This window comes from Acinetobacter sp. YH12134 (assembly GCF_013418555.1).
In the GTDB taxonomy this organism is placed as follows: Bacteria; Pseudomonadota; Gammaproteobacteria; order Pseudomonadales; family Moraxellaceae; genus Acinetobacter; species Acinetobacter indicus.
In genome coordinates, this window is sequence record NZ_VPBT01000025.1 from 14,328 (window position 1) to 41,036 (window position 26,709).

Genomic DNA, 26,709 nt, shown 5'->3' on the forward strand with positions numbered 1-26,709 from the left:
TCCTTCAATATCTTACTTTCTTTACTTGCAATAATATAAGGTATAAGAGCTCCATATAAAACATCTAAATCATAACTTTCAAATTTAAAATATCAGAGTTATTTCCATATTTACCCTAAAAATTTCTTATATAAAGTAACCCTACTGCGGAAGGGTATAAGTATCCTCTTCAGGGCATTATAAGTTTTTTTTAAATAACTTTAGCAACTCGATAGACAGTTGCAACTCCACAATTCACTGCTTTGGCAATTTCTTCCTTAGTCATATTGCCAGCTACTAGCAATTCCTTTATTCGTTTGTGCTTAGCCTCATTGGCTTTCTTACCTGTTGGCTTGTAACCCGAACGTTCCAGGCCCTGCTTAATACGTTCTATACGTTTTTCATTGTCCAGGCGGGCCATTGTTGCCAGGAGATCAAACAACATATTGTTGATGAGTTCCAAGATTGAATGAGTAATGCTGTCACTGGTTTGAATCATTTGGTAGGTAGTAGGAAGATCTGCCACGACTAAACGAAGTCCCTTCTCCTGGATCCTGCGCTTCAGCTCTTGAAAATCCCTTTGAGTCAAACGTGATAAGCGGTCAATACTTTCAACCAACAAGGTGTCACCCTGATTTGCTTCTGACAGTAGCTTATTCAATTCAGGTCGGTCTAACTTCGTACCACTATAGTTTTCTATGTACACAATGGTTTCGCCCAAATTCAGGTTTTGGTTTAGATCCTGCAGAATCTGCAAAGCCCTTTTTGCATCTTGATCTTTAGTTGAAGCTCGTAGATAAATACGTGTGTTCATTACTATCATTTAGTCTTAATTTAATTAGATCAATGATAATACTATCCTTTGATTATTAAAGTAAGTCTAATGATAGATATTGAATGCTATTAGGCTCGTTATCATTCAACTATACTCTTTTGATAAAAAAAGCATGACTAAAAGCCATGCCTTGGGAATTCGTATAACGTGTATTATGTTAATTTTAGGAAATTTAAACATTTACCTTATAATTTAACTGTAGTTCATCCGCATTTTCCCCTCTAATGCCCCAGTTTTCTTTAGGAGTTTCAAATATAGTTATCTCAACATCATTTGAATCAATACCGCATAGATTGTTTATATTTTCGAATAGAGTCTTAATAAATGCTTTTTTAGTCTCTTTTGTTCGTCCATCGAACATGGAAATTTCAATAATTATATAAGATGTACTGCGGTCTGCTGGATATATAAAATTTTTGGATTCTAGTGGAATAAAACGTTGAAACCTTTTTTCTTCAGGATACTTTAATTCTTTAACTAAAGCCTGATGGATAGCTTTACTTAAATTATCACGATGTAATTCTATAGTTTCATCTAAAGCATAAATTTTTATCTGAGACATTACTTTCTCTAAATTAAAACCCTAATTTTAGCTTAATCTCCTCCCTCCCATTTAACATAATGGCTGTTATGCGAAGTCGACTTGTAATGCAATTTGCATTACACTATTCCTAGTACATTAAATACTTGGGAAATATGATGGCTACTGTTAACTTCAGGATCGATGAAGCCCTTAAAGAAAAATCTTATTCAATCCTTAAAGAGCAAGGTATTGCACCTACGGATTTCTTCACTAGTATTCTTGAGTATGTTGCTACGACTGGGAAACTACCCGTCAAAAAAGCTTTGCTTTCAGAAGAAGATGAAGAATTAGTAGCTCTTGTCCGTAAGCGCATTAATGATCCTAAAGAGATGTTTGAGGAAGTCACATTAGATGACTTATAAGCTTTTACGTCACAAGGACTTTACAGCAGAATGGGAAAAACTCCCTGTTGCTATACGAGATCAATTTAAAAAGAAACTAGCCAAAGTCATAGAGCAGCCACATATTCCAAAGAATATGCTTAGAGGCGATCTTGCAGGTTGCTATAAAATCAAATTATTAAAAGCTGGTGTCCGACTTTTCTATCAAGTTAAAGATGATCAGGTAGTTATCCTGCTCATTACCGTCGGAAAACGAGCTGATAGCATAGTTTATGACGAAGCGAAAAAGCGAATTAAAGACTAAAAATGGGAGCTTATAGCTCCCATTTTTGCCTTCGTATAACGTGTATTATGTTAATTTTAGGAAAGGCTCTAGACTAGCAGAATGATTATGTTAGTCCAGAGCCATATAATTAACATTATTGAAGTATTTTACATGGCAATTTTTCGACATTCTTCTGCACACTGACGGCAAGCCTCAGCACATTTTTTACAATGATCATGTGAATGTTTTTCACACTCTTCCGCACAATATTCACAGATCTTAGCACAAAGCTCACAAATCTCTTTGAGGAAAGGTGAGTTATGTTGTTGCATACGCACACATAACTGACAAATATCTGCACATTCTAGACAACGTTGAATACATTCACGCATCATCTCTAAATCTTTTTCTTTTAAACAAGAAGTTGCACATTCAGTACAAATAAGTGAACAGTTTGTACATGCAGAAATACACTCTGAAAATTCCGTATTAATCATTTTTTACTCTCAATTTATATAATCAAAGAAATAATTAAAACATAATTTTTTTCTACTAATTATTTTAAATTATTAGTAAATGTAATACATAATGTTAATTTATATGAATAATGTTAATTTTAACTAAATCTTATTTATATTCCAAATGGCTTTGTTGCACAAAGCTATTCTTAAGGGCTTCTTCAGCCATATAATTTTCAAATGAAGAAGCCTGCACACAAAATCTACCGCACAACCAATTGGCCCGCATATAACCGAGCACTCATGAGTCGCGGAAATACTGCCATTTGGTTTGATCCTGCTACGCAATGGTATGCTCCATCAAAAGGCAAACAAGGGCGAAATCAAACCTACTCCGACGCAGCTATCCAATGCTGCTTAATGATTAAATCCTTATTCCGTCTGTCTTTACGTATGGTCACAGGCTTTGTGCAAAGTCTGATTAAACTTTGCGGATTAAATTGGATAGCTCCAGATTACACCACGCTTTGTAGAAGACAAAAGCATATTGATATTGTAATCAGCTACCAAAAAAGTAGCGATGGGCTGCATCTACTCATGGACTCTACAGGCATGAAGTTTCTAGGTGAGGGCGAATGGAAACGCAAGAAACATGGACCTGAATATCGTCACCAATGGCGTAAACTTCATATTGGTATAGATGCTAAAACCCTACAAATACGAGCAGTTCAGCTTACAACCAATAATGTCAGTGATTCACAGGTGCTTGGTGATTTACTTAATCAGATTCCACAAGATGAGCAGATTAACTCTGTTTATACCGATGGAGCTTATGACACCAAGCAATGCCGTCAGGTCATTGCAGATCGGCAAGCGCATGCGGTGATTCCACCTAGAAAAAATGCGAAACCATGGAAAGATACAAAGAGTAGCTCGCTAGAGCGAAATGAATTACTTCGAGCAATTAAACGTTTAGGCAGGACACTATGGAAAAAATGGTCAGGCTATCATCGGCGAAGTTTGGTTGAAACTAAGATGCATTGCATCAAATTATTAGGAGATAAACTCAGTGCAAGGAGTTTTGATAGCCAAGTGAATGAGATCCATGCACGTGTAGCAGTCCTTAACAGATTTACGGAATTAGGTCGCCCACTTACCCAAGTTACGCCTTAAATTTGGCTCAATTAGGGGCGCTTTGCATTTCAAATCTTTGTGCAACAAAGCCATTCCAAATCGTAAGAATATCGCTAAAGCATTAGATACTTACAATTCATATAGCCCTCAAGTTCAAAATAGCTTACATAGCTATATTCAAACCTTGGGCTTACCTACAGATGCAAATGGTAAATACACGATTACAGACGAAGAGTCCTTGAAGAATTTTGTATATGCCATCCAAGAGCGTTTCTACACAACACAGGCTTCCACAGAAAAGCGTTTAGCTCAGGCTTATGTTCCAGTTTAGTATATTTGTTTTTTCATAGCTTGCGAATTAACACTAAATTTCAGTGTAATAAAAAAGTGTAAATTTTTAAGTATTTTTTCATTGTATTTTTACAAAATACAATACATAGTATATTAAGTTTTTGAAATATATATGTTAATTATAATTTGATGTGTATATCCGTTTTAAATTGTACAATAATTGATAAAAACCCTTTGTTTTAGCAAAGGGTTTTTTATTGCCGGTTAGAAAAGTAGGATCGATCAATTGAAGAAAACGATAAAAACTTCAATTGAGATAGAATATTTAAATCTATATTTCCGATTATTTTTATAAAAAAGTACTGTTTTACCGATTTATCTCAGTTTTGTATTCTACCTTCACAAGATAAGCAATCTCCACAACGCACTGAGGAATACAGAATGAGTTTAATCAATACCCAAGTGAAAGCCTTTAACGCTACTGCTTACCAGAATGGTCAGTTCATTGAAGTGTCTGAGCAGGACATGATCGGTAAATGGTCGGTGGTATTTTTCTATCCTGCAGACTTTACCTTTGTCTGTCCAACCGAATTAGGCGATCTGGCTGATCATTATGCTGAATTCCAGAAAATGGGCGTTGAAATTTACGGCGTATCAACCGATACCCACTTCACCCATAAAGCTTGGCACGATACTTCAGACGTGATTGGCAAAATCCAGTATCCACTGATCGGCGATCCAACCTGGACTCTGGCAAAAAACTTTGAGGTGTTAATTGAAGCTGAAGGTCTGGCTGACCGTGGTACTTTCGTGATTGATCCGGAAGGTACCATCCAGATCGTTGAAATTAACGCTGGCGGTATCGGCCGTGATGCCCAGGAACTGCTACGTAAAGTCAAAGCAGCGCAATATGTCCATGCACACCCAGGTGAAGTTTGCCCGGCAAAATGGAAAGAAGGGGAAGCAACGCTTGCACCGTCAATCGACCTGGTCGGTAAAATCTAATCCAGTTGCATTTATCTTCTGATGAAAATCCAGAACTCCGGTTCTGGATTTTTTTATGTCTGTTGAAAGAGAAAGCAGCAGAATCCGGATACGCCCGGATGATTCTATTCTTGCAATGCAGTATGCCAGATTTGCACTAGGTAGCTGCACCGCAAAGGCTTAACATGAAACGATCAATTCTCCTTGCAGGCGCAGGTCAGTATGAAAAAAATAATTGGTTTATATCGAAACAAAAATATGCACTGGGTCGGTGATGGTTTTCCGGTGCAGAACCTGTTTGCTTATGACCGTTTAGGTCAGGCCATTAGCCCGTTTTTAATGCTCGACTATGCTGCGCCTTATCCGTTTGAGGCAACGGCAGCACAGCGTGGTGTGGGTTCACATCCGCATCGTGGCTTTGAAACTGTGACTCTGGCCTATCAGGGTGCCGTCACCCATCAAGATTCGGCCGGTGGCGGGGGCACTATTCAGACTGGTGATGTGCAGTGGATGACAGCCGGTGCCGGCGTGGTACATGAAGAGTTTCATTCTGCCGATTTTGCCGAAGCGGGTGGGCTGTTTGAAATGGTCCAGCTCTGGGTCAATTTGCCGGCCAAAGACAAAATGACTGCGCCGCGTTATCAGGCCATTGCCGCTGCCGGTATTCCCCGAATTGAACTGGACGATGCCGCCGGGCACCTCCGGGTGATTGCCGGGAACTATTTAGGTCACACCGGACCGGCACAGACCTTTAGCCCGGTCAATGTCTGGGATGGTAGCTTGCACAAAGATGCGCAAACCTTTGTGCATGTCCCGGTGACTCACAATGTCCTGCTGGTGGTGCTAAAAGGTGAGCTGCTGGTGAATGGCACTCAACAGGTGCAGGACAGTTCCATCGTTATGTTTGCCCGCGATGCCGAGCCGACCATTCAGTTGCAGGCGCAGCAGGAAACACAGTTTTTAATTCTGACCGGTGAACCATTAAATGAGCCAATTCAAGGCTATGGTCCTTTTGTGATGAACAGCAAACAGGAAATTATTCAGGCCTTTGAGGACTTTCATTCTGGTAAGTTTGGCCAAATTCCGCTGCAAAGCTAAGGATTCCGTGATTCTGCTGCTAAAAGAAAAAAGCCTCTGATAAAAATCAGAGGCTTTCTTGTTATTGCGCTGTTAAGTTTCTTGTTTTATCTCATTTGTATCATTATCTGTAATGATTTTATGTGATGTGGTTGTCATTCTTGTGTGGAGCGTATACTAGCGGAAAGCACGCACTTTGTAAAACAACTATTCTAAAACTGGTTAATTTATACCTATTGTTTTTAAATGATTTTTAAAAATTAATAAATAAAATTTCAGGTATTTCTTGTATTTACACGGGGCTTGAAAATACGTTAAAAAATGTAACAGAAGTGGCATTTTAGAACTTTATTACACTTTGTAAAAAGGGTGAATCTGGTAGTTTTTAATAGCTCATTTTGGCAAGGCATGGTTCATAATTTCGGTCAATGTTTTCATTAACGGATAAGACGTTTTGGATATTGCAGTCATCGGTAGTGGCATGGCTGGGCTAGCTACCGCAAGAATTCTTAAAGATGCAGGGCATAACATTACAATTTTTGAAGCTCTGCCTGGACGTGGAATGGACAGCCACAGTACTGAGTTTGAAGGCGGTTTAATTGACGCACCGCTGCGGGTCATGAATCCGCATTTGTGGAAAAACACGCTCAGTTTAGCCACCTATCTGGGTATTCCGACCTTCCCGGTACGGACCTATATGGCCTGTAGCTGGTTATTTGAAGACCGGACCGAAACCTGGTTAACCACCTCGCGTACGCGTATCGGGAATTTCCCGATTATCAATAACCGTAAAGGCTTGCAGCAATACGGCTGGCGTCTGGTTAAAGGCATGTTGCAGTTAAAAACGGCAATTGCCAAATTCTTCCGGTCGAAGAATCAGGACATTACCCTGGCTGAGTTCATCAACCAGAATGAAATTGAAGAAGTGTTCTGGCATGGCGCGGTAATGCCGGTGTTGTACACCATCTGTACCTGTAACCCGAAAACCATTGGCGAATGGCCAGCGAAGCCGCTGTTGACCTTCTTGCGTCAATTGACCGATGGTGATGCGCTGTTGCGTATTCAGGGTGGCACTCCGGCGCTGGTGAATAAGCTGATTGAAGGTATTCATATCAAGAGTGGTTCACCCATCACCCATATTAGCCAGCAAGATGATCAGGTCTATGTCAAAAATGCCGAAGGCGAAACTGCGGTATTTGACCGTGTGGTGGTGGCCACCCCAACTACCAATATCGAGAACTTCCTCGATCGTGAACAGTTTGCCGAAGATATTGCCTTGTTAAAGCAGTTCAAGTTTGAACAGGGCGAACTGGTGATTCATACCGATAGCACAGTGATGCCGCCAAAACGCAAAGACTGGTCGGTACTGAGCTATATGATGGACCGCAAGTTTACCCGTCAGCAATTTACTGTCTGGCTAAACTCGATTGAGCCATCGCTGGTCGGTAAAACGCCGGTGTTCCAGACCTGGCGTCCGGTCACGCCTATTGATCCGAAGAAAGTCATTTCTTCTGTCACCCTGACCCGTGCGGTGGTGGATTCAAAAACCGTGGCACTGAACAAAGAATTGCAACAGCGTCATAAAGTCGCTGATCGCAAGGTGTTCTTCTGTGGTTCATGGTCATGTGACGGCTTGCCAATTTTAGAATCAGCCGTGACTTCAGCCATGCATATTGCAGAAATTTTTGGTGCACCGTTGCCGTTTGTGGGCTTAAAACCTAAAGTAGAGGTTGCTCCCCAACTCGGCTATTAATCTATGCGCTGGCTTCAGGCAATTTTTCGACAGGCTCCTTCCCATAAATATGCAATCAATGCAGCGCTTTTGGGAGATCCTGCCGAGTTGCCCTGGAGCAATCTGGGCTACTGGCACTCATCTGCACAGGACTATCCGGCGGCGTGCCAGCAGCTGGCCGATCATTTGGCCGAAGCCGTTCAGTTGCAATCCACAGATCGGCTGCTCGATTTAGGCTGTGGACAGGGCGCCAGCCTGTTGCACTGGCAACAGCATTATCAACTCTCAAATATTACCGCCGTTGAACTGCAAACGACCTGTGTCGAGCAGATTCAAGCGCGCTGGCCAGAGCTGCCCATCTATGCGCAGTCTTTTTTAAATTTAAAAAATCTCATACCTCTGGCGCCATTTGATGTGGTGCTGTGTATTGATGCGGCCTATCATCATGCTTTGAATTCATTTCTGGATGCCGTGCAACCGGTTTTAAATTCAAAAGGCCGTCTGGGTTTTCACACCCTGATATTATCACCGCAGTTTTTAAAATCAAATACATTACAACAGCATTCTTATCGCGCTTTATTAAAGGCGGCGGATGTGTCGTTGCCGGAACTGAAAACCGCAGTACAACTGGAGCAGTGTTTACAGGAACGCGGTTTTACCCAGATTCAGATTGAAGATTTATCTGCACCAGTGTTAAACAGATTTGCCGAATATATCCAGCAGCTGCACTGGCCGCAGCACAGTCCAGGTCTGGACCGGATCAAGATTGCCATGACCGCAAAGCTGTGCCGACGTTTATATAAAGATGGCTTGGTGAGATATGTGCAAGTGACCGCACACACGCAATAAAGCAGAAAAAATAGCGCCATAAAAACAACAAAGGCCCACTAAAATAGCGAGCCTAAGAAAATGGTGCCGGCACACGGATTCGAACTGTGGACCTACTGATTACAAGTCAGTTGCTCTACCAACTGAGCTATGCCGGCATTGTGGAGTTGCATTTTACAGATTTTTAATTCGGGCGCAAGCGAAAAAATAAGCAATTAAAAGTAGGCGACAGGCGCTGTTTTATTTTTATCCAGCTCTTGTTTTCGCGCTTAAACATCGTGGAAGAGGCAAGTTTCTGCTCAAGACAACAATAGCTCACGTTCAGGGCGAGCTATTGTTTTGAATTTAAAATAAAGGGGGGTTAAGTGCCGCAGAGGCGTGCTACTTGCTCCTTAAAATACGGTCTAAATCTTGTGCACATTCTTCAAGGGTAAAAGCCATATCGAGTTGCATTTGTGGTTTGAGTTCGTTGGCGAGAGATCTCCACTGCTCAATAAGTTTAAGGGCTTTTTGAATTTTATGTCGATTGAGGTCTTTGGCGATGGTGGGGGTATAACCACCACGTTTGGCATTTTTAATTTGTTTGACATAATTTGCGCTGTTATTCATGCTCGCTCCCGAATAGCAGTTTTTTGACTGATTGGCTTTAAACATCTTTTTTGGCACGATTAAATGAAGAATATTTTTTAAGTTAATAGTTTTAAACAGTTGTTTATTTTGCCTATTGTTCTCCTTGTTCTGTTTAGGTCTGTGTTTAACATAGCACAATGCTTGCTGCTGTAAAGCTTGCGAATTCTATGCCACTTTTTATTGTTGTAGCATGAGATGATGACTTTTTGTTGACATCTGTGGTTTAAAAACAGGTTGGAACTGTGGCAGGCTGTAACTTTCACATATATGCGGGCAGGATGGCATAACCCGAAGATCATGCTTAACAACCCAAGAGATGAACGGGGAGTCAGAAAAATTGATGCTATTTTCAGCAAAGCTCGAGATGGTGCTGGAAAAATAAGCGCTTCAAGTTAATGAATTTATCAATATAGTTTTGAATTTGATAGAAAAAGTCTATCTCAGGTTTCCTATTTTATCTGTGTTAAAAACTTGACCATCCATTTAAATTTTAGGGAAGCAGATGCGATAGATGCTCTGCTTTTTCAATTGTAAATTTAAATTCAAAAGCCGATGAATTTAAAACTTAGCGGATGTATTCAGGCTCAAGTTTTTAAATTCAAAAAAATAAAAGTACTGTTGTTATTTTAAAATCTAATCCAGAAACAATCAGATAATTTCACTGTCTGGAACTGAATAATTTTGAAAAAGCAGAAAAGTCGAAGCATAAAAAAAGACCCAAATTTTACAATTTGAGTCTTTTTAAACATTCTGGCGGTGAGAGAGGGATTCGAACCCTCGATACGCGTCAACGTATACACACTTTCCAGGCGTGCTCCTTCAGCCACTCGGACACCTCACCATAGGCCGTGGATAATACCCAAAAAAAGTCACTCTGCCAAGCTGAAACAATTGATTTGCGGAAAAACTTTTGGGCTGGTGCTATTATGCGCAAAAATACGGTCTATCCATGAAGACATTCTATGCAAAGTACTGCAAAAAAAGCCGCCCTGCCTGTGATTACCCTCGCGGCACTGGGCGTAGTTTTTGGTGACATTGGAACGAGTCCACTCTATGCCTTGCGTCAATGTTTCCTGACCGCACATCTGGCCATTTCTGAAGGCAGTGTTCTGGGGATTTTATCGCTGATCTTCTGGTGCATGATGCTGACCATCAGCTTTAAATACGTCACCATCATCATGCGCGCAGACAACAACGGCGAAGGCGGGATTATGTCGCTGCTGGCCTTAAACCTGCGTACCACCCGTATTTCCGAACAGAAGAAAATCTACCTGATTGCACTGGGCTTTATTGGTGCATCGCTGTTTTTTGGTGATGGGATTATTACCCCGGCCATTTCGGTGCTATCCGCGATTGAGGGTCTGAGTATTGCCACCCCGATGTTTAACCAGTGGCTGATTCCCTTATCTATCGGGATTCTAGCCGGACTGTTTCTGGTGCAGCGTCATGGTACCGGTATCATGGGCACCTTCTTTGGGCCGTTGACCCTGCTCTGGTTCCTGTCGATTGGTGGGGTGGGGCTGTGGAGTATTATCCAGACGCCGTATGTGCTGGCGATGGTTAGTCCGCACTGGGCCATTAACTTTGTGCTGGAACAGCCTTATGTGGCCTTTTTAACCATGGGCGCAGTCATTTTGACTATGACCGGTGGTGAAGCGATTTATGCCGATATGGGGCATTTTGGCCGCTTGCCGATCCGGATGGCCTGGTTTGTGATTGTGCTGCCATGTCTGTTATTGAATTACGCCGGACAGGGCGCCTTGTTGCTGCGTGATCCGGACGCGATTACCAATCCTTTCTATCTGCTGGTGCCGGACTGGGGTCTGTATCCGATGATTGCGCTGGCCACGGCTGCGGCGGTGATTGCCTCACAGGCGGTGATTACTGGCGTATTTTCGATGGTCAATCAGGCTATTCAGCTGCGTTATTTGCCGCGTTTATCGGTCAAACATACCTCAGAAGTGGAACAGGGCCAGATTTATCTGCCGTTCATTAACTGGGTACTGTTTGTATCGGTGGTGATTCTGATTCTGCTGTTTGAAAACAGTGCCAATCTGGCCAGTGCCTATGGCGTAGCGGTGACCATGACCATGCTCTGCGGCACCATTTTAATTTCCATTCTGGCCTATGGTTTCTGGCGCTGGCCGGTGTGGAAAGTGCTGCTGTTTGCACTGCCTTTTTTAATTCTGGATCTGATTTTTGTCGGTTCAACCTCACTGAAAATTGTCGCCGGTGGCTGGGTACCAATTTTAATTGGTGCCATTGTATTTACCCTCCTGATGACCTGGAAAGATGGCCGTGCCTTGCTGATTCATCATCTGGAAAAAGATGCCTTGCCGATTGAGCTGTTTATTAAAAGTATCAGCATGGGCAATGACACCAAATTTGTGCCGGGCGAAGCGGTATTCTTGACTGGTACGCCGAATATCGTGCCACATGCGATGCTGCATAACATCAAGCACAATAAGGTGTTGCATGAGCGCAATATTATGGTGACGGTGGTGACGCGCGATATTCCGTATGTGCCGCAAGAAGAGCGGGTGCAGATTGAACGGCTAGATGAACGTTTTTACCGGATTTTTATCTATTATGGTTTTAAAGATCAGCCGAATATTCCGCGCGCGTTAAAGCAGGCCTATGATGAATTGGGCTTTGAATTCGACATGATGCAAATGAGCTTCTTTATTTCACGTGAACGCATTATCAGCACAGTCGGCGAAGGCATGGCACCGTGGCGGGAAAAGCTGTTTATTTCGATGCAGCGCAATACCAGTCCGGTCAGTGACTTCTACCAGATTCCGACCAACCGGGTTGTGGAGCTGGGCAGTCAAATCCAGATCTGATGCAACGGCGTGGTCTCAACGCAACTGCAATAAAAAAACCAGAGCATAGCTCTGGTTTTTTTGGAGGATAAAAGCCTAAAACAGGTCTTTAATTGGCTTCATTCAGGCTTGGGGGTTCAGGTAAGGCTTGAACAGGCGCTTGCATTTGCTCGGCGCCAGCTTCAGGTGCGGCCTGAATAGCAGGGTCTGCCATTGGTGCTGCTTCTGGTGCAGCGGCTAAGGCTTCCTGGGTAACATCGGTTTCGGCTTCTATACCATTCACCGGCGCTTCAGCTGAGGAGTCCATCATGGGCGCTGCATTCTGGGCGGCTTCCGCGGTAGGTGCAGTTAACTCTGCTACGGGTGGTTCAGTAATAGGCTGCGCGCCCTGTGCCAGCGGATCAGTTGACTGGCCGGCCGGTACCGGTTGTGAGGTCAGCGCTGATGCATTGGGTGCAACCGCTTGTGCCGGGGCATCATGGCCTGGCGCCTGGGCGGGTGCATCTGCCGGAATCACATCCAGCTGCGGATTGGTCGGCATCGGCTGAACCACTTGCGGATTGGCTTCAGAGACAATGCGCACCTGACCGCTGGCCACGATATCCTGCAATGAACCCGGCTGACCATTGACCGTGGTTACCACTTTGGCTTTCGACAAGCTTTCCAGGGTATCACCCGGTTGAATGGGAGGTTCGGCAAAGGCAGTTGCACTCATTAAACCGGTAATCAGGCCGGCACCCAGTAATTTGGAATACATAGATTCCTCCATCAAATTTTTATCACACGATTTTTTCGTGAACTACCTTGGCATATAACACTGGCCTGACGCAACGCAGCACACTGAAAGCCATCCAGACTTATCATAAACTGTGTTAAAACTCTGACAGACTGTTACACAGTCACCGCCTGTACAGCGGTTTATTGTCTAATTGTTAAGCGAACAACAGCCAGAACATATACAAGCTGCAGACCCCTTGTTAAGCTCGGCCAATATGTGATTCTTATAGTTTTTAGCAGTGTAATGGCCAGAAAAAAGCGCAGTACAAATCCGCCTCTCTTTCCCTTTTTTCATCAAGGAAGTTTAAAAGTTGTTTTAGGTGTGGTGGCCGCTGGCAGTTTCGCGATTGCCTTTGGACAGGAAAAAATCAGCCAGTGGATGTCCTTGACACCAAGCACTTCGAATAGTGCCTGTCTGGAACAATTTTACCGTGATGTGCCGCCGTATTTAATTAAAGACAGCCTGCGCAAAGACAGTTATCCGCTGTGCTTTAATGGTTTTAATGTGATGTATTCCGGCGTGTCCAAAACCCCGCTGTGGGTGGCTGAAAGTCTGACCCCGGCGCGTTTAAGCCAGAAAATTCCCCGTGAAGACAGTTTCCATGAAGAAGAGCGGGTGAAAGAGCAGCACCGCGCGACCTTGGCGGATTATCGTGGTTCAGGTTATGACCGCGGACATATGGCCCCAAATGCGGATATGTCCAATAAAGCGGCGCAATACGACAGTTTCTCGCTGGCCAATATGGTGCCGCAAGCGCCGAAGAATAATCAGCAGGTCTGGCGTGAACTGGAAGAAGCCACCCGTGCGCTGGTGACCAAGCATAAACAGGATGTGTATGTCATCACCGGGCCGACTTTTAGTGGCAAAAAACTGAAAGCGATTGGTAATGGGGTGATTGTTCCAACCTCGGTGTATAAAGCCATTTACTTACCTAAAACCGGCGCAATTGGCGCCTACTACGCACCGAATGACAACTCCCTGCAGGTCAAGGTGGTCAGCGTCTGTTATTTAGAAGAACAGTTAGGCATTAACCTGTTTCCGCAGCTGACCGAAGAGCAAAAACGCAATACCTATAAATTGCCGCTGACCGCCAACGCAGTAAAAGCCAATAAACCACTGGAATATTCGCATTGGGATGCAGAAAGTCAGTGTGCTGAAGATGTTGTCCCGGAGCAGCTACAGGCCTTACAGCGTCAGTTTAAATCTGGCGGTAGCACGGCCACTGCCAGTGGTACAACCTTGGATGCCGAAACCCAGGATGCCATCATTAAGCAGTTGATTGAGGCCTTGTTGCACTATATCTTACAGTTAATGAATAAAAGCTGATCAGCACATATAAACGGCAGGATGAGCAATTGATCCTGCCACAACAACCAGCATTACGGCCGAGGTGGGTATGTTTAAACCGTTTCAACATGGGACAGAATCTCATGCCATTCATGATCTGACTGTCGAGAATGATCTGGACTGCGTGAATGTCTATGGCAATTTACAGCTCACCAAGGACCAGGCGGGTCTGGCTGCGGCTAAAGCCTTGCAGGCACTGCTGAATGAGGTGGTTGCGGCTCTGGAAAAAGAGCCAAATCTGCCTGAAAAAGTCCAGCGTACCGAAGTACGGGAAATCGAAAATCCTTTTCTTTGACATTCTTCCTGTCTTAGAGGACAGGGTTTTTACGCTCTAACTAATAAACTGTTCATTTAAAATATAAAAAAGCCCACCGAAGTGAGCTTGTCGGGCGTGCAGCAAGATTAGTCTTTCTTGCCAACCACTTTATTCCCTTTAGCCGTAAAACCTCGCCCTTCAGGGCGGGGATATAAGGCTGCAATCCGCTAGTCCCCCTTGTGGGGATTAGCTAGGATTGCTAATGCGGTGTTTGCTGTTGTTGGATATATTGTTTAATAATCCCAATGGGAGCACCTCCACACGATGCAGCGAAATAACTAGGCGACCACAAAGCATTCCCCCATAATTTGTTTTTAATTTCAGGGTGTTTAGTTCTTAAAATACGACTAGATGCACCTTTTAGGCTGTTAACCAAGCTAGAAATAGCTACTTTTGGTGGATAGTTCACAAGTAAATGAACATGATCATGCTCACCCTCAAATTCTACCAACTTAGCTTCAAAGTCTAAGCAAATGCGCTTGAATACTTCATTCATAGTTTCGAGCATAGCTTTGGTAAAAACATCTCTACGATATTTAGCCACAAAGACTAAATGAACGTGCATATTAAAAACACAGTGACGACCTGTTCTAATCTCTTGACTATTATCCATAGACCAAATATATTTTAGTGATGAAGACACTTAAATTACGCATAAAAGACAAACATTGCAAGGTGCTAGACCAATTGGCATCTGAAGTTAATTTTGTCTGGAACTATGTCAATGATTTGTGTTTTAAACACTTGCAAAGAAAACAACAATTCTTTTCAGCTTACGATATTGCTAAATACACGAAAGGTACATCAAAAGAGTGCAATTTGCACAGCCAAACCATACAGGCAGTTGCGGAAGAATTAGTTACTCGAAGAAAGCAATTTAAAAAAGCCAAGCTAAAATGGCGTGTCAGTAACAAAAAAAATGCTAGACGTTCTCTCGGTTGGATTCCATTTAAAAAAGTGGCGGTGAAATATGCCGATGGGTATGTCCAATACGGCAAGCATCAATTCAAGCTATGGGACAGTTACGGACTAAGTAAATACAATGTTAAAACAGGCTCGTTTGTCGAGGATAGCCGAGGGCGTTGGTATGTATGTCTTGTGGTTGATTCAATTAAAACAGAGAAAACCACCGCTAAAACCTCAATTGGCATTGATCTAGGACTCAAAGACCTTGCGACTTGCTCAGATGGTGTAAAGTTCAAAGCCCCTAAAATCTATCGTCAATATGAACAAAAACTTGGTATTGCTCAAAGAGCAAGAAATAAAAAACGTGTCAAAGCGATTCATGCCAAGATCAAAAATCTACGTCAAAATATGCTGCATCAATTCAGTCATAAACTGGTGAATGAACATGCAGCCATCTTCGTTGGTAATGTGAATGCCAAAGCATTGGCACAGACAAAATTAGCTAAGTCTGTACTCGATGCAGGTTGGACGACCTTAAGAACCATGCTCAAGTATAAATGCGAGAACGCAGGGGTATGGTATGAAGAAGTCAATGAAGCCTATACCACCCAAACTTGCTCGTGCTGCGGCTCACGCTCCAGTAGTCTGAAAGGTAGAGCAGGACTTGGAATAAGAGAATGGCAGTGTGTGGAGTGCGGTACATTCCACGATAGAGATATAAACTCAGCACTGAATATTCTTGCGCTCGGACATGGGCGTCTCGCAGGAGGAATCTCCGTCCTTTAGGTCGGAGAGGATGTCAAACGCTTCAAATTAAACTAAAAAGATGAAAGATTGATTAAGTTGTTCTGACGCCATTGCTGTGGAGTGTGTTGGGTCCATTGTTTAAAGGCACGCTGAAAGGCACTCTGTTCCGAATAGCCGAGCAGCAGGGCAATTTCCTGTAGGCTTAAATGTGGATCTTTTAAATATTGTTCGGCCAGTAAGCAGCGTACTTCCTGAATCCGTTGTTGATAGGTGGTGCCTTGCTGCTGTAAATGCCGTTGTAACTGCCGTACTGACAAATTCAGCTGCTGGGCAATATGTTCAATCTGGTACATATTGCGTTGTAAACCGGTCAGAATCGCCTGCTGTAAACGGTGGTCAATCTGGGTGGAATTTGGCAGTTTTTCCAGCAGAGCCTTGGCCTGTTGGAGCAATAAATGCTGTAAGGTCTGATCCCCCTGATAAAAGGGTTTGGACAGCTCCTGCAACGGCATTAGCACCTGGGTTTTTTCCTGGGAAAAACGTACCTTGCAATGAAAATACTGCTCATACAGTGCCACATGTCGTGGCGCCGGATTCTGGAAATGCACCTCATGCAGGCAAATATCCTGAAATTCCATAAAATGTTTCAGGAATTCCACCATCAGCGCAATGGCAATTTCATTGGTCAGTTGCGTGGTCATGGTCGGCGGCAGGTCAGCCCAGCGAATGGAGAGATAATTGCCTTGCACTTCCACCTGTAACGGACTGCCGTCATACACCAGCCGGTGAAAGTCATGATAGCGTTGCAACGCTTCACCCAGATTGTCACAGGACAGGGCAATATAGGCAATAATGCCCAGATGTTTGGGCTGCACCAGCGCGGCAATTTCTAGTCCCAACGCCGGACGCTGTAGCTGCTGTTCCAGTTCGGTCAGCAAGTCGCGCCAGAGAATATAATCAAAACGTTCCTGATGTTGAACCTGCTGTAATTTTTCTGGAACCGGCAGCTGTTGTGCTTGATAAAAGTCGTACAGCAACTGGGCCAAGCCGCCATAAATCGAGCCGGTATAATCCTTTATCCGTTGCATAGCTTGTCATTTTATTCTTGTCGTGATTTGTCAATCATATTCAATTTTTCCGTCAATATCTAGCCTGTGCCGACGCTTATAGTGAAGGAAAAGCACAGGAGGACTGGAGCATGTTAAAAGGATTTATAGCAGGTTTATTGGTGGCCAATGCCTTTGAATGGGTGGCACATAAATATGTATTACATGGTACCCATCGGCCGGGGCAGCCGCGTCACAGTCCGGTGCCACGCAGTATGCGTTCGCATTGGGAGCATCATCGTGAGGTGCGGAAAAATCAGTTTAATGATGAAAGCTATGTGATTGGCTGGTCGCACTGGCGCAATAAAAACGAGATTATTTCGCTGGCCGCCGCCGTGGGTGTGTTTGGGCTGGTCTTTTTCCCGATTTCCAAAGGCATGATGGCCGGCAGCATGTATAGCGCCCTGAATTATTACTATATTCACCGCCGTGCCCATTTGGAGCCAGAGTGGGCCAGAACAAAAATTCCCTGGCACTATGACCACCATATGAACAGCAATCAGGATGCCAATTGGTGTGTGACCAAGCCCTGGTTTGACTATATTCTGGGCACCCGGGTTATATCTTCACCCGATTTGCAGGAGCAGAATCCGCTCGGGATTGCCTTGCCACAGCCGCTGTCAGCACTGTTAAACCGCGGCGCGGAAAAATTCTTCCCGGCCAAATGGGTCGACCGGAATGAAAAGCCATCCCCAGATCTTGAGCCACTACCTAAAGCCAGTTAATGAGAGGGTTGTTTATCTGCTGAGCAAATTCATCGTTGATTGGCCCAAAGTCAGTATATTCGCGGAACAATAATACTGGATCAATTATGTGATAGAGATCAAATAAAACTGATTGAAAACAACTGCTTTGTAAGCTGTTGTCGTGAATTGTCAATAAAATTGGCGTTGATGGTCAATATCTGTTCAGGGAAGTTTTCTATAGTAAAGAAGCTGAAGATAGCGGCAGAACTTCTGCCTACATCGAAGGTGATTCTGTTGAAATATGTACGTTTTAATGCCAAGCGCTGTAGCAATTCTTGGTTTATAGGGAGTCTTCAGGACTCCTTTTTTTTATCTTCATTTTTTATTTGTTTTGCTTTGCCGCATAAAAAAAGAGTGTATGACTACACTCTTTTTCAGTTCTGAAATTTTTGAGCCAGCGGGCTTAAAGGCGCATTTCAATACCTTGTGCCGCCAAGTATTGCTTGGCTTCCGGAATGGTGTGCTGACCAAAGTGGAAAATTGAGGCCGCCAGAACTGCATCGGCGCCGCCTTGTAAAATTCCGTCTGCCAGATGCTGTAAATTGCCAACACCGCCAGAAGCAATGGTTGGAATATTGACGTGGTCATTAATGGTTCGCATTAGTGCCAGGTCATAACCGGCTTTGGTACCATCGGCATCCATAGAGGTAATTAGCAGTTCACCCGCGCCGTAATCAGCCATTTTCACGGCCCATTCAATTGCATCAATCCCGGTCGGTTTGCGGCCACCGTGGGTGAAAATTTCCCATTTGTTGTCGCCGGTTTTTTTGGCATCAATCGCCACCACAATACATTGTGCGCCAAAACGTTGTGAGGCTTCCTGCACAAATTCCGGATTAAACACCGCAGCCGAGTTAATGCTGACCTTGTCGGCACCGGCATTCAGTAATAAACGGATATCTTCGACCTTACGCACGCCGCCGCCCACAGTCAGTGGAACAAACACGGTTTCTGCCATACGCTCAACGGTACGGTAGGTGGTGTCACGGCCATGATGGGTAGCGGTAATATCTAAAAAGGTGATTTCATCAGCGCCCTGTTCGTTATAACGACGCGCCACTTCAACCGGATCACCTGCATCACGAATATCCAGAAATTGCACACCTTTCACCACGCGGCCGTTATCTACGTCTAGGCAAGGAATAATACGTTTAGCAAGCATAATTTTTTCCAGTCATTTCAGCTGATTATGAAACTCACCCACACAAGCGCTACACCTTGGCAGATGGACACGCTATTCTATCAAACTTATGTAAGATTTTTCGCAGGTTTTCTATGTCGGTTTATACGCCTTTGACTTTAAAGGAAGTTCAGGATTTTGCAGCCCCTTATGGACTTGAGGTGGTCGATCTGATTCCGATTCAAGGCGGTATTCAAAATACCAATTACTTTTTGGTGGCTCAGGACGGTACACACTATGTGTTGACCGTGTTTGAAGACATGGATGAACAGGCAGCCGGTGAACTGGTGCCGGTACTGGAACATTTGGGTGAGGCAGGTTTAGCTGTGGCGGTGCCGCTCAGTTATGCTGGCAAGGCCATCCACTCGATTAAACAGAAACCGGCCCAGATTGCGCCGCGTTTAATCGGCGAGCATCCAATGCCAGCCAGCATCGCTCAGGTGGAAGCCATTGCCGTGGCACAGGCCAAAATGCATGTGGCCTTAAAAGATTTTCCTTTAAAACGCGCTTTTGTCCGCGATCATGCGTACTGGCTGGCGGTATCCCAGGAAATTAAACCCAGCTTGAGCGAGGCCGATAAAGTCCTGCTCAGCAAATTGCTGGGGCTGTATGAAGCGCTTACCGCGATTTATCCGGACCGTCCAAAAGGGTTTATCCATTCCGATTTATTCCGCGACAATACCCTGTTTGAAGGCGATCAGCTGCAGGGCATTCTGGATTTTTATGAGCTGAATCAGGATGAATGGCTGTTTGATATTGCCATTACCTTAAATGACTTCTGTACCGAGTATCCGCAGGTCAGCCTGAATGAAGACAAAGCCATGGCCTTTTTAAAAGCCTATGACCGCATTCGTCCTTTAACCGAAGATGAAAAAGCCTGTCTGGAGCTGTATCTGGCAATGGCTGCTGGCCGTTTCTGGATGATGCGTTTACAGGTGGCACAAAAAAATGCTTTGCAAGGACGCAGCGGTGACGCAATTTTGCAGAAAAATCCGCTCGAGATGCGTAATATGTTGATTGAACGCTTAAAGTTCGTCACAGCTTAAACATAAAGGGTAGGGAAATGCGCGATCAGGGCCGGTTAATTGAATGGTTTGATGACAAGGGCTATGGCTTTATTCAGCCCAATGATCCGGACAAAGACCGCGTATTTTTGCATATCAATGATTTTGCCCGTCCGGGGCCGCGCCCGATTGTCGGTTGTGCACTGGATTATCAGGTCATTTTAGATGAACGCGGCCGCTATCGGGCCCAGCAGGTGGTGTATTTAAAAGCCTCGCAGGTCAAGCCGCGTGCTGATGTGGTGAGCAAGCCGCGGCAGCGTCCTGCGGCCAAACGTCCGGCCATGCAAATCCTGTGTGTGGCCTATATTCTCGTGCTGGCGGTACTGACCCTGACCGGTTTATTGCACGGCCTGCTGCTGTTATTGATCAGCCTGATGAATGCACTCAGCTATTGGCTGTATGCACAAGACAAGGAAGCGGCCCAACTCGGTCACCGCCGGATTCCGGAACAGAGCCTGCATCTGGTTTCGGCTCTGGGGGGCTGGCCGGCGGCCTGGCTGGCACAGGAAAAAATGCGACATAAAACACAAAAACAACCTTTTCGTAAAATTTATTTTTGTACAATTGGCTTAAATATTCTTTTGATTTTATGGTTTATTTCTCCTTTTAATCTGTTGACGCTCTGAGCATAGCGGGGCGGGGAGTGCAGGACAACAATATGAATACTTCCATTGACCGTGACCCGAATCGTAGTCTGACTTTTATTCTGTACCTTCTGTATATCGTGGCGATTTTTAGTGCCGGCTTGCTGGCAATCGTCGCGCTAATCATCAATTATGTAAAACGCGGTGCGGTACGCGGTTCGATTTTTGAAAGCCACTTTACTTGGCAAATTCGCAGCTTCTGGTGGTATCTGTTCTGGAATATTGTGGCCTTTGCGCCGTTCTTTTTTATTTTCTTTATTGATGAAGACCCGACCCGCTTTGCCCAGGTCATTTTTGGTGCTTCAGCCTTCTGTCTGGCAGTGATTGGCCTGTCCTGGCTGTGGATTGTCTATCGGGCCATTCGCGGCATTATGCGCCTGAATGACAATGAGCCGATGTACTCTTAAATATCTGAATCCTCAGATCGATCTTCACAAAATTTAGTCCGGAAGATCGCTCGCTGATGGGGTGTGCTGCTGTTTCTGACGCAGAAATTTCGGTTTCCATTCACTGATAATCACGCCCAGCACCACCAGAAAACCACCGACCAAAGCCATAAATGGCAAGCGCTCGCCGGCCAGACGGCCAAACAGCGAAGCCCATACGGGTTCTCCGGCATAAATAATTGCCGCCTGTGCCGGGCTGACTGCGCGCTGCGCCCAGTTCATCACCAGCTGAACCAAGGCACTGGCCAGCCCCAAACCGCCAGCCAAGAGTAGCAACATCCAGGAAAATTGCGGCAGTTGCTGCTCACCGACCAGTGGCATGGCAAGAAAGGCAAACAGGGAGGCGAACAGCAGTTGAATCACCGTGACCCGTTGCAGATTAACCCGTCCGGCAAAATGGCTGATCAGGATAATTTCCAGTGCAATCGCAATGGCGCCGAGCAGGGTAATCAGCTGACCAAAACTCAGCTGTAGCTGCCCCAAACCATTGCCGGTCAGTAAAACCAGCCCGATAAAGGCACAGCTTGCGCCCAGCCAGATCATGATGTGCAGCCGTTTCCGGAACAGCAGCCACAGCAAGATCGGCACCAGCGGCACATATAACGCGGTTAAAAATGCTGATTCGCTACTGCTGATGGTCTGCAGCCCCACGGTTTGCGTACCATAACCGACAGTCAGGCTGACCCCAATCAATGCGCCAGCCCACAGCTCTTCAACTTGCATACCGCGTAAATGCGGCAGTGAAATCAGCGCGACCGCCAGTGCAGCGGCGGCAAAGCGGCAGCCGACAAAAAACATCGGGCTGGCATAATTCAGCGCCAGCTTGACTGCCACAAAAGTACCGCCCCATAGCATGGTAATCATGATCAGGGCCAGTTGCGGCGCTTTGCTGTTAAGTGTGGTTTTAAGGTTCACAGGGGCATCAGACATGGCAGATCAGCGAGTATTCAAAAAAGACATCAACCCGGTGAGGGCATAAAAAAAGAGGCCCGAAGACCTCTTTCTGACAGCAGCACTTAGAGGGCTTGCTCATCCAGCAGCAATTGCGCTTCACGCAAATTCAGGCTGCCTTCATAAATGGCACGACCGGTAATCGCGCCTAAAATGCCTGGCTGGCCTTTTAAGTTACGGACATCATCCAGATTGGTCACGCCACCAGAAGCAATCACTGGTAAACTGGAATATTGCGCCAGATTCACAGTCTGCTCGACGTTTACGCCTTGCATCATGCCGTCACGGGCAATGTCGGTATACACAATGCTGGAAACACCGGCATCGGCAAAACGTTTGGCCAGATCGGTGGCTTTTACTTCAGTCACGTTGGCCCAGCCATCGGTCGCGACCATGCCGTTCATGGCATCAATGCCCACAATGATATGACCGGCGAATTTTTTGCAGGCTTCTTCGACAAATTCTGGCTCTTGAACGGCTTTGGTGCCAATAATCACAAAAGACACGCCTGCATCGAGGTAATGTTCAATGGTTTCAAACGAGCGAATACCGCCACCAATCTGAATCGGCAGGTCTGGCTGTGCCTTGGCAATGGCCTCGACCACCGGTTTATGGATTGGGGTACCTGCAAAAGCGCCATTTAAGTCGACCAGATGCAAGCGACGCGCACCTTCATTGACCCAATGCTGTGCAGTGGCCACCGGATCATCAGAAAATACGGTATCGTCTTCCATACGACCTTGTTTTAAACGGACACATTTTCCATCTTTCAGGTCAATTGCAGGGATGATCAGCATGCTTTCGCTCCTTGCTTCATCGGTTAAATTTCTTGCCGCCCATCTTAGCAATAAACGAAAATTTTCTAAATGCTATATTTGCATGCAAAAATAAAAACAGCCTGTGCTGTGTCAGGCGGTCAACAAAGGTTCGATGAAGAAAATCCGGCTGTCTGTGCAGCTTGATCTTCAAAGCGGTTTAGGGCGGGGTTTTAGATGGCCGGATTCTGAGTTTGAGCGAGGTATTGGGAATCTGTTTCGGCAACAGGCCCAAACGCAACAATTCTTCAAAAACCAGTACCGGGGCATAAGCATCGGCGGCGGCATATTCCATTTGTGCTGTGCTTAATACCGGATTGGCCCAGTTCGAGGTGCTGAGCCGTTTGCTTTTGGGAAAATAGACCTGAAACAGCAGCGCCATGGCATGTTTTAATCCGACCGGGTTTTTAAAGCCAAAGCTGTGAAAGCATTTGGACAGTTCCAGCACACTGTTCAGTTCTACGCCTTTTTTGCGAAACAGATGGGCATCATTTTTCAGGCCAAAGCCGACTTTAATCTGGTCACGGTTGGCGAAGATTGGCTTAAGAAAGTTCCAGATTTCCTCATTCATCTGAAATAGATAGGCCCGATCTAGTGTGGCCAGCTGAATCAGGTGCGGGCCATCCGACACTTCGCCACTTTTAAAAATCGGTTTGGATTCCGAATCAAAGCCGAGTACCGCTGCAATATTCAGTTCATGCGCATAGTGCTGACATTCGGCCAGCGTTTGAATCAGATGAATTTTAGAGGGTGGCAGACTTTGAAAGCGCGGCAGCTGTTCCAGCTGGCTGGAAGAGGGCATATGGGGTGATGTTGAAGATAAGCTCATGCCATCTTTTCCTTGGGCTGGCGATAAAAATAAGGCCTGAATTGTCAGGCCTTATTTTAAGCAAGCGGGACCTTTTAGGCCAGTACTGCACCAAAAATGGCAAAAGCAAATAGCAGTACCAACAGAATAATATAAATCCAGGCCAGCGCCGCTTCCCAGCCAGCCGTAGCACGTGGTGGACCATAGCTGTTAACACGTTGATCACCCGGGGCGAAAAACAGATACAGCATCAGCAACAGGTTGGCCACTGGAACCAGCATCAGTAACGATAGCCAGCCGGTATGGTTACGGTCATGCAGACGGCGGATGGTGAAAATAAACATCAGATATAACACCCCCAGATAAATCAGTGCGCCCAGCACCAGTGGGGTGAGCGGAATACCGCCAGCAGGGTCAATATTCATCAGCCCGGGAAAGAGTAGGGTCAAAACCAGAAAAACTGGAATCATTAACAGTGCAATCAGGCAGTTCCAGGCCAGATAGGAGAAACGTCCAAAACGCCCCGCCGCGCTGAGTGCCGAATCTTGTGTCGTGATGTGTTGGGTATGAGTGGTGCTATGCATTTTTGAATTACCTGTTTTATTTTTATTGAGTTGTATAAAAAGAAGTCAAATATTACTAAAAATTGCTTAAAAAAGAAAGAAATAAAAAATAGGTGAAAACAAAGCCGGGACGAACCCGGCTTTATACATCTTGCGCAACAGAGGAAGGGTGTTAAATCTTCCAGTCGACAAAGTTCTTTAACAGTTGCAGACCAGCAGTATGGCTTTTTTCCGGGTGGAACTGGGTCGCGAACAGGTTGTCTTTGTGCAGGGCGGTACAGAATTGCAGCCCATAGTCACAGGTCGCTGCCACAATTGTGCTGTCTTTCGGCTCGACATAGAAGCTGTGCACGAAATAGAAACGTGCATCCTGTTCAATGTTGTTCCACATTGGATGGCTCGGGTCAACCTGATGCACCTGGTTCCAGCCCATGTGTGGCACTTTTAGACCTTCAACCTCCGGGAAGCGTTTTACCACCCCTTCAAAAATACCCAGTGCATCGGCACCGCCATTTTCTTCGGAATGTTGCATCAGCGCCTGCATACCCACACAAATGGCCAGTACCGGTTTATTAAACACCGCCTGACGCACCACGTCATCAATCCCGGCTTCATGCATGCCTTGCATACAGTCGCGCATGGCGCCGACACCCGGAAACACGATTTTATCGGCCTGGGCAATCAGTTTCGGGTCATTGGTGACATCCACCGTAGCACCGACGTGTTCCAAAGCTTTGGCGGCAGAGTGCAAATTCCCCATGCCATAATCAAGAAGGGCAATCCGGGTCATTACAGGGTACCTTTGGTCGATGCCACAGTATTGGCAGCACGTGGATCAATTTCACAGGCCATACGCAGTGCGCGCGCAAATGCTTTAAACACGCTTTCAATCTGGTGGTGGCTGTTTTTGCCTTTCAGGTTGTCGATGTGTACGGTCATTAGCGAGTGGTTCACAAAGCCCTGGAAGAATTCAGAGAATAAATCGACATCAAAACGGCCAATGGTGGCGCGGGTAAATGGCACATCCATAAACAGGCCCGGGCGACCAGATAAATCGACCACGGCACGGCTTAAAGATTCATCGAGTGGGGCATAGAAGTGACCATAACGCTTTAAGCCTTTTTTATCGCCCAGTGCCTGTGCAAAGGCCTGACCCAGGGTAATACCACAGTCTTCTACGGTATGGTGGTCATCAATTTCCAGATCGCCATCACAATGAATATCAATGTCAAACAAACCGTGTCGCTTGATTTGATCAATCATATGGTCTAAAAATGGAATACCAGTGTTGAGTGTGCCTTGACCGGTACCGTCGAGGTTTAAACGAACTCGAATTTTGGTTTCGTTAGTGTTTCTTACCACTTCACTGATACGCTCTGTCATGGACACGTTCCTCAAAAAACGTTAAAAATGATGGATGTAAAAATGTTTCGCTGCGACGAAGTCCCAGCATATTAGATTGCTCAGGAGGGTTAATCAATGCCTATTACCGTACATGCTTATACTTCACTGGAAAATGATGAAGTGCGCAGCCAGCTTGAGCGACTGTATGACACCAGTCCGGAGTTTGGTGATGGCCAGGATGCGGTAGAGCAACTCGAGCAACATCTGAACCAGTATACCCTACTTTATACCGCAGAATTTAATACAAAATTAATTGGTGCAATTTGGTGTACCGGGCAGGGCGAAAGCAGGACCCTGGAATATATTGTGGTGCATCCGGCCAATCGTGGTCGTGGTGTGGCCGAGCGTCTGGTCAGTGAAGTCTGCCGCATGGAAGAAGCCAAAGGCGTGAATCAGTTTGAACCGGGCTGTGGCGCAATTCACCGTTGTCTGGCACATCTGGACAAGCTCTAAGCGAGTTAAAATGAAATTCAAGAGAGGCTAATCGCCTCTCTTTTTTTATCTGCTGGCCTGCAAATGGCTGGAATCGCGGGCGTTTCACTTAAAAAATAAGCAGACAGCGTACAAAATGCTGTAAAAGTAAACAAATACTTGAATTTATGCAAAAGCTGCTTGACGGCACCGGGCGGAGATTGTTTAATACGCGTCATCGGCGTGATAGCTCAGTTGGTAGAGCAACGGATTGAAAATCCGTGTGTCCCCAGTTCGATCCTGGGTCTCGCCACCATATTCAAACGTTTAAACGTTTTCAATCCCTGATCCCATCAGGGATTTTTTTTGGGTAAAAAATACTCGATTAAATCTCTGTACACGACAAAAATAGATAACTCATTGAAATAATGTCACAATAATTGTTTTCTAACGACGAATACTATGACACATCTCAATGAGTTATATCTTATCTTAAACAAATCTCTAAAATGGAACAA

General features: G+C 45.2%; 31 protein-coding genes and 3 tRNA genes. 18 read left to right on the forward strand and 16 right to left on the reverse strand.

The features are described 5' to 3' along the window. Nucleotides 1–190: 190 nt before the first annotated feature. Together FTU69_RS12690 and FTU69_RS12695 are read right to left on the reverse strand one after the other, a co-directional pair. A complete protein-coding gene (locus tag FTU69_RS12690) occupies nt 191–802 on the reverse strand; it encodes a recombinase family protein (protein WP_180103985.1) in 612 nt (203 codons plus the stop codon). A gap of 184 nt (nt 803–986) precedes the next feature. Beyond that, the gene (locus FTU69_RS12695; protein WP_032040164.1) at nt 987–1,376 is read right to left on the reverse strand and encodes a tautomerase family protein; all 390 of its coding nucleotides are present in this window, start codon (nt 1,374–1,376) and stop codon (nt 987–989) included. 137 nt (nt 1,377–1,513) lie between these two features. On the opposite strand from FTU69_RS12695, the gene FTU69_RS12700 reads away from it, so the two are divergent. Both FTU69_RS12700 and FTU69_RS12705 read left to right on the forward strand, forming a co-directional pair. Continuing rightward, nucleotides 1,514–1,759 (forward strand): type II toxin-antitoxin system RelB/DinJ family antitoxin, encoded by a 246-nt coding sequence (locus tag FTU69_RS12700; protein WP_180103986.1) that lies wholly within the window; start codon nt 1,514–1,516, stop codon nt 1,757–1,759. After that, a complete protein-coding gene (locus FTU69_RS12705) occupies nt 1,749–2,042 on the forward strand; it encodes a type II toxin-antitoxin system RelE/ParE family toxin (RefSeq protein WP_180103987.1) in 294 nt (97 codons plus the stop codon). The genes FTU69_RS12700 and FTU69_RS12705 overlap by 11 nt, the downstream gene beginning before the upstream one ends. A gap of 128 nt (nt 2,043–2,170) precedes the next feature. On the opposite strand, the gene FTU69_RS12710 is transcribed toward FTU69_RS12705, so the two are convergent. Continuing rightward, nucleotides 2,171–2,500 carry a four-helix bundle copper-binding protein gene (locus FTU69_RS12710; protein ID WP_004641881.1) on the reverse strand — a complete coding sequence of 110 codons (330 nt, stop codon included), beginning with the start codon at nt 2,498–2,500 and terminating at the stop codon, nt 2,171–2,173. 201 nt (nt 2,501–2,701) lie between these two features. On the opposite strand from FTU69_RS12710, the gene FTU69_RS12715 reads away from it, so the two are divergent. From FTU69_RS12715 to FTU69_RS12740, 6 genes are all read left to right on the forward strand, one after another. Then, nucleotides 2,702–3,634, forward strand: coding sequence for an IS5-like element ISAba12 family transposase (locus FTU69_RS12715; RefSeq protein ID WP_180103988.1), 933 nt, complete (start codon nt 2,702–2,704; stop codon nt 3,632–3,634). A 22-nt stretch (nt 3,635–3,656) separates the two neighbouring features. After that, nucleotides 3,657–3,926: a hypothetical protein gene (locus FTU69_RS12720; RefSeq protein WP_180103989.1), complete on the forward strand. Its 270-nt coding sequence runs from the start codon at nt 3,657–3,659 to the stop codon at nt 3,924–3,926. Between the two features lie 401 nt (nt 3,927–4,327). Further along, nucleotides 4,328–4,891, forward strand: coding sequence for an alkyl hydroperoxide reductase subunit C (gene ahpC, locus FTU69_RS12725; RefSeq protein ID WP_005180661.1), 564 nt, complete (start codon nt 4,328–4,330; stop codon nt 4,889–4,891). Nucleotides 4,892–5,092: 201 nt separating this feature from the next. Next, complete coding sequence (locus FTU69_RS12730) at nt 5,093–5,968, forward strand: pirin family protein (protein ID WP_180103990.1); 876 nt, start codon at nt 5,093–5,095, stop codon at nt 5,966–5,968. A gap of 433 nt (nt 5,969–6,401) precedes the next feature. Next, nucleotides 6,402–7,700: an FAD-dependent oxidoreductase gene (locus tag FTU69_RS12735; RefSeq protein ID WP_034598019.1), complete on the forward strand. Its 1,299-nt coding sequence runs from the start codon at nt 6,402–6,404 to the stop codon at nt 7,698–7,700. 3 nt (nt 7,701–7,703) lie between these two features. Beyond that, nucleotides 7,704–8,528, forward strand: a complete 825-nt coding sequence (locus FTU69_RS12740; RefSeq protein ID WP_005180656.1) for a cyclopropane-fatty-acyl-phospholipid synthase family protein — start codon at nt 7,704–7,706, stop codon at nt 8,526–8,528. Between the two features lie 61 nt (nt 8,529–8,589). Here FTU69_RS12740 and FTU69_RS12745 read toward each other — a convergent pair. The 3 genes from FTU69_RS12745 to FTU69_RS12755 all read right to left on the reverse strand — a co-directional run bounded on the left by FTU69_RS12745 (nt 8,590) and on the right by FTU69_RS12755 (nt 9,978). After that, nucleotides 8,590–8,665, reverse strand: a tRNA-Thr gene (locus FTU69_RS12745). Between the two features lie 223 nt (nt 8,666–8,888). Continuing rightward, nucleotides 8,889–9,116, reverse strand: a complete 228-nt coding sequence (locus FTU69_RS12750; RefSeq protein WP_005180651.1) for a hypothetical protein — start codon at nt 9,114–9,116, stop codon at nt 8,889–8,891. 772 nt (nt 9,117–9,888) lie between these two features. After that, nucleotides 9,889–9,978, reverse strand: a tRNA-Ser gene (locus tag FTU69_RS12755). Between the two features lie 121 nt (nt 9,979–10,099). Here FTU69_RS12755 and FTU69_RS12760 point away from each other — a divergent pair. Further along, complete coding sequence (locus FTU69_RS12760; protein ID WP_104490119.1) at nt 10,100–11,980, forward strand: potassium transporter Kup; 1,881 nt, start codon at nt 10,100–10,102, stop codon at nt 11,978–11,980. 88 nt (nt 11,981–12,068) lie between these two features. On the opposite strand, the gene FTU69_RS12765 is transcribed toward FTU69_RS12760, so the two are convergent. After that, nucleotides 12,069–12,716 carry a hypothetical protein gene (locus FTU69_RS12765; RefSeq protein WP_180103991.1) on the reverse strand — a complete coding sequence of 216 codons (648 nt, stop codon included), beginning with the start codon at nt 12,714–12,716 and terminating at the stop codon, nt 12,069–12,071. A 264-nt stretch (nt 12,717–12,980) separates the two neighbouring features. On the opposite strand from FTU69_RS12765, the gene FTU69_RS12770 reads away from it, so the two are divergent. After that, nucleotides 12,981–14,063, forward strand: coding sequence for a DNA/RNA non-specific endonuclease (locus FTU69_RS12770; protein WP_163170455.1), 1,083 nt, complete (start codon nt 12,981–12,983; stop codon nt 14,061–14,063). A gap of 70 nt (nt 14,064–14,133) precedes the next feature. Continuing rightward, the gene (locus FTU69_RS12775; RefSeq protein ID WP_005180612.1) at nt 14,134–14,379 is read left to right on the forward strand and encodes a hypothetical protein; all 246 of its coding nucleotides are present in this window, start codon (nt 14,134–14,136) and stop codon (nt 14,377–14,379) included. A gap of 220 nt (nt 14,380–14,599) precedes the next feature. Here FTU69_RS12775 and tnpA read toward each other — a convergent pair whose 3' ends face one another. Beyond that, entirely contained in the window at nt 14,600–15,013 is a 414-nt protein-coding gene (gene tnpA, locus FTU69_RS12780; protein ID WP_104490858.1) for an IS200/IS605 family transposase, read from the reverse strand. A gap of 20 nt (nt 15,014–15,033) precedes the next feature. On the opposite strand from tnpA, the gene FTU69_RS12785 reads away from it, so the two are divergent. Further along, nucleotides 15,034–16,092: an RNA-guided endonuclease TnpB family protein gene (locus FTU69_RS12785; protein ID WP_034586922.1), complete on the forward strand. Its 1,059-nt coding sequence runs from the start codon at nt 15,034–15,036 to the stop codon at nt 16,090–16,092. Between the two features lie 32 nt (nt 16,093–16,124). Here FTU69_RS12785 and FTU69_RS12790 read toward each other — a convergent pair whose 3' ends face one another. After that, a complete protein-coding gene (locus FTU69_RS12790; protein ID WP_005180609.1) occupies nt 16,125–17,141 on the reverse strand; it encodes an AraC family transcriptional regulator in 1,017 nt (338 codons plus the stop codon). A 110-nt stretch (nt 17,142–17,251) separates the two neighbouring features. On the opposite strand from FTU69_RS12790, the gene FTU69_RS12795 reads away from it, so the two are divergent. Continuing rightward, complete coding sequence (locus FTU69_RS12795; protein WP_168381572.1) at nt 17,252–17,884, forward strand: sterol desaturase family protein; 633 nt, start codon at nt 17,252–17,254, stop codon at nt 17,882–17,884. A 424-nt stretch (nt 17,885–18,308) separates the two neighbouring features. On the opposite strand, the gene hisF is transcribed toward FTU69_RS12795, so the two are convergent. Then, entirely contained in the window at nt 18,309–19,070 is a 762-nt protein-coding gene (gene hisF / locus FTU69_RS12800) for an imidazole glycerol phosphate synthase subunit HisF (RefSeq protein ID WP_303113667.1), read from the reverse strand. A 110-nt stretch (nt 19,071–19,180) separates the two neighbouring features. Here hisF and FTU69_RS12805 point away from each other — a divergent pair, with 110 nt between their 5' ends. Genes FTU69_RS12805 through FTU69_RS12815 form a run of 3 tightly spaced genes read left to right on the forward strand, consistent with a single transcriptional unit; the run spans nt 19,181 to nt 21,200 of the window. Continuing rightward, complete coding sequence (locus FTU69_RS12805) at nt 19,181–20,131, forward strand: homoserine kinase (protein WP_016658421.1); 951 nt, start codon at nt 19,181–19,183, stop codon at nt 20,129–20,131. A 17-nt stretch (nt 20,132–20,148) separates the two neighbouring features. Continuing rightward, nucleotides 20,149–20,775, forward strand: coding sequence for a DUF1294 domain-containing protein (locus tag FTU69_RS12810; RefSeq protein WP_180103992.1), 627 nt, complete (start codon nt 20,149–20,151; stop codon nt 20,773–20,775). A gap of 32 nt (nt 20,776–20,807) precedes the next feature. Then, a complete protein-coding gene (locus FTU69_RS12815; protein ID WP_180088805.1) occupies nt 20,808–21,200 on the forward strand; it encodes a hypothetical protein in 393 nt (130 codons plus the stop codon). A gap of 33 nt (nt 21,201–21,233) precedes the next feature. On the opposite strand, the gene FTU69_RS12820 is transcribed toward FTU69_RS12815, so the two are convergent. From FTU69_RS12820 to hisB, 6 genes are all read right to left on the reverse strand, one after another. Beyond that, a complete protein-coding gene (locus tag FTU69_RS12820; RefSeq protein ID WP_180103993.1) occupies nt 21,234–22,169 on the reverse strand; it encodes a DMT family transporter in 936 nt (311 codons plus the stop codon). A gap of 86 nt (nt 22,170–22,255) precedes the next feature. After that, nucleotides 22,256–22,987 carry a 1-(5-phosphoribosyl)-5-[(5-phosphoribosylamino)methylideneamino]imidazole-4-carboxamide isomerase gene (gene hisA, locus FTU69_RS12825; RefSeq protein ID WP_180103994.1) on the reverse strand — a complete coding sequence of 244 codons (732 nt, stop codon included), beginning with the start codon at nt 22,985–22,987 and terminating at the stop codon, nt 22,256–22,258. 178 nt (nt 22,988–23,165) lie between these two features. Then, nucleotides 23,166–23,834: a 3'-5' exonuclease gene (locus tag FTU69_RS12830; protein ID WP_016658423.1), complete on the reverse strand. Its 669-nt coding sequence runs from the start codon at nt 23,832–23,834 to the stop codon at nt 23,166–23,168. A gap of 74 nt (nt 23,835–23,908) precedes the next feature. After that, complete coding sequence (locus tag FTU69_RS12835) at nt 23,909–24,397, reverse strand: DUF805 domain-containing protein (protein WP_016658424.1); 489 nt, start codon at nt 24,395–24,397, stop codon at nt 23,909–23,911. Between the two features lie 151 nt (nt 24,398–24,548). Next, on the reverse strand, nt 24,549–25,166 hold the full coding sequence (gene hisH, locus FTU69_RS12840; protein WP_104491710.1) for an imidazole glycerol phosphate synthase subunit HisH: 618 nt from the start codon (nt 25,164–25,166) through the stop codon (nt 24,549–24,551). Then, on the reverse strand, nt 25,166–25,759 hold the full coding sequence (gene hisB / locus FTU69_RS12845; RefSeq protein ID WP_005180581.1) for an imidazoleglycerol-phosphate dehydratase HisB: 594 nt from the start codon (nt 25,757–25,759) through the stop codon (nt 25,166–25,168). Before hisB ends, hisH begins: the two co-directional genes overlap by 1 nt. Before the next feature lie 96 nt (nt 25,760–25,855). On the opposite strand from hisB, the gene FTU69_RS12850 reads away from it, so the two are divergent. Together FTU69_RS12850 and FTU69_RS12855 are read left to right on the forward strand one after the other, a co-directional pair. Next, nucleotides 25,856–26,233: a GNAT family N-acetyltransferase gene (locus FTU69_RS12850; RefSeq protein WP_016658426.1), complete on the forward strand. Its 378-nt coding sequence runs from the start codon at nt 25,856–25,858 to the stop codon at nt 26,231–26,233. A gap of 198 nt (nt 26,234–26,431) precedes the next feature. Further along, nucleotides 26,432–26,507 (forward strand) — tRNA-Phe (locus FTU69_RS12855). Nucleotides 26,508–26,709 lie beyond the last annotated feature (202 nt).

Excerpts from the sequence above, each read along its gene's own strand:
- FTU69_RS12775 (WP_005180612.1), top strand. The coding sequence starts at position 14,134 with ATGTTTAAACCGTTTCAACATGGGACAGAATCTCATGCCATTCATGAT.
- FTU69_RS12820 (WP_180103993.1), bottom strand. The coding sequence starts at position 22,169 with ATGTCTGATGCCCCTGTGAACCTTAAAACCACACTTAACAGCAAAGCG.
- FTU69_RS12785 (WP_034586922.1), top strand. The coding sequence starts at position 15,034 with ATGAAGACACTTAAATTACGCATAAAAGACAAACATTGCAAGGTGCTA.
- FTU69_RS12760 (WP_104490119.1), top strand. The coding sequence starts at position 10,100 with ATGCAAAGTACTGCAAAAAAAGCCGCCCTGCCTGTGATTACCCTCGCG.
- tnpA (WP_104490858.1), bottom strand. The coding sequence starts at position 15,013 with ATGGATAATAGTCAAGAGATTAGAACAGGTCGTCACTGTGTTTTTAAT.
- FTU69_RS12810 (WP_180103992.1), top strand. The coding sequence starts at position 20,149 with ATGCGCGATCAGGGCCGGTTAATTGAATGGTTTGATGACAAGGGCTAT.
- FTU69_RS12710 (WP_004641881.1), bottom strand. The coding sequence starts at position 2,500 with ATGATTAATACGGAATTTTCAGAGTGTATTTCTGCATGTACAAACTGT.
- FTU69_RS12815 (WP_180088805.1), top strand. The coding sequence starts at position 20,808 with ATGAATACTTCCATTGACCGTGACCCGAATCGTAGTCTGACTTTTATT.
- FTU69_RS12705 (WP_180103987.1), top strand. The coding sequence starts at position 1,749 with ATGACTTATAAGCTTTTACGTCACAAGGACTTTACAGCAGAATGGGAA.
- FTU69_RS12835 (WP_016658424.1), bottom strand. The coding sequence starts at position 24,397 with ATGCATAGCACCACTCATACCCAACACATCACGACACAAGATTCGGCA.
- FTU69_RS12770 (WP_163170455.1), top strand. The coding sequence starts at position 12,981 with ATGGCCAGAAAAAAGCGCAGTACAAATCCGCCTCTCTTTCCCTTTTTT.
- FTU69_RS12690 (WP_180103985.1), bottom strand. The coding sequence starts at position 802 with ATGATAGTAATGAACACACGTATTTATCTACGAGCTTCAACTAAAGAT.
- FTU69_RS12850 (WP_016658426.1), top strand. The coding sequence starts at position 25,856 with ATGCCTATTACCGTACATGCTTATACTTCACTGGAAAATGATGAAGTG.
- FTU69_RS12790 (WP_005180609.1), bottom strand. The coding sequence starts at position 17,141 with ATGCAACGGATAAAGGATTATACCGGCTCGATTTATGGCGGCTTGGCC.
- hisB (WP_005180581.1), bottom strand. The coding sequence starts at position 25,759 with ATGACAGAGCGTATCAGTGAAGTGGTAAGAAACACTAACGAAACCAAA.
- FTU69_RS12765 (WP_180103991.1), bottom strand. The coding sequence starts at position 12,716 with ATGTATTCCAAATTACTGGGTGCCGGCCTGATTACCGGTTTAATGAGT.
- FTU69_RS12695 (WP_032040164.1), bottom strand. The coding sequence starts at position 1,376 with ATGTCTCAGATAAAAATTTATGCTTTAGATGAAACTATAGAATTACAT.
- FTU69_RS12730 (WP_180103990.1), top strand. The coding sequence starts at position 5,093 with ATGAAAAAAATAATTGGTTTATATCGAAACAAAAATATGCACTGGGTC.
- ahpC (WP_005180661.1), top strand. The coding sequence starts at position 4,328 with ATGAGTTTAATCAATACCCAAGTGAAAGCCTTTAACGCTACTGCTTAC.
- FTU69_RS12830 (WP_016658423.1), bottom strand. The coding sequence starts at position 23,834 with ATGAGCTTATCTTCAACATCACCCCATATGCCCTCTTCCAGCCAGCTG.
- FTU69_RS12700 (WP_180103986.1), top strand. The coding sequence starts at position 1,514 with ATGGCTACTGTTAACTTCAGGATCGATGAAGCCCTTAAAGAAAAATCT.
- FTU69_RS12795 (WP_168381572.1), top strand. The coding sequence starts at position 17,252 with ATGTTAAAAGGATTTATAGCAGGTTTATTGGTGGCCAATGCCTTTGAA.
- hisH (WP_104491710.1), bottom strand. The coding sequence starts at position 25,166 with ATGACCCGGATTGCCCTTCTTGATTATGGCATGGGGAATTTGCACTCT.
- FTU69_RS12805 (WP_016658421.1), top strand. The coding sequence starts at position 19,181 with ATGTCGGTTTATACGCCTTTGACTTTAAAGGAAGTTCAGGATTTTGCA.
- FTU69_RS12750 (WP_005180651.1), bottom strand. The coding sequence starts at position 9,116 with ATGAATAACAGCGCAAATTATGTCAAACAAATTAAAAATGCCAAACGT.
- FTU69_RS12715 (WP_180103988.1), top strand. The coding sequence starts at position 2,702 with ATGAAGAAGCCTGCACACAAAATCTACCGCACAACCAATTGGCCCGCA.
- FTU69_RS12740 (WP_005180656.1), top strand. The coding sequence starts at position 7,704 with ATGCGCTGGCTTCAGGCAATTTTTCGACAGGCTCCTTCCCATAAATAT.
- hisA (WP_180103994.1), bottom strand. The coding sequence starts at position 22,987 with ATGCTGATCATCCCTGCAATTGACCTGAAAGATGGAAAATGTGTCCGT.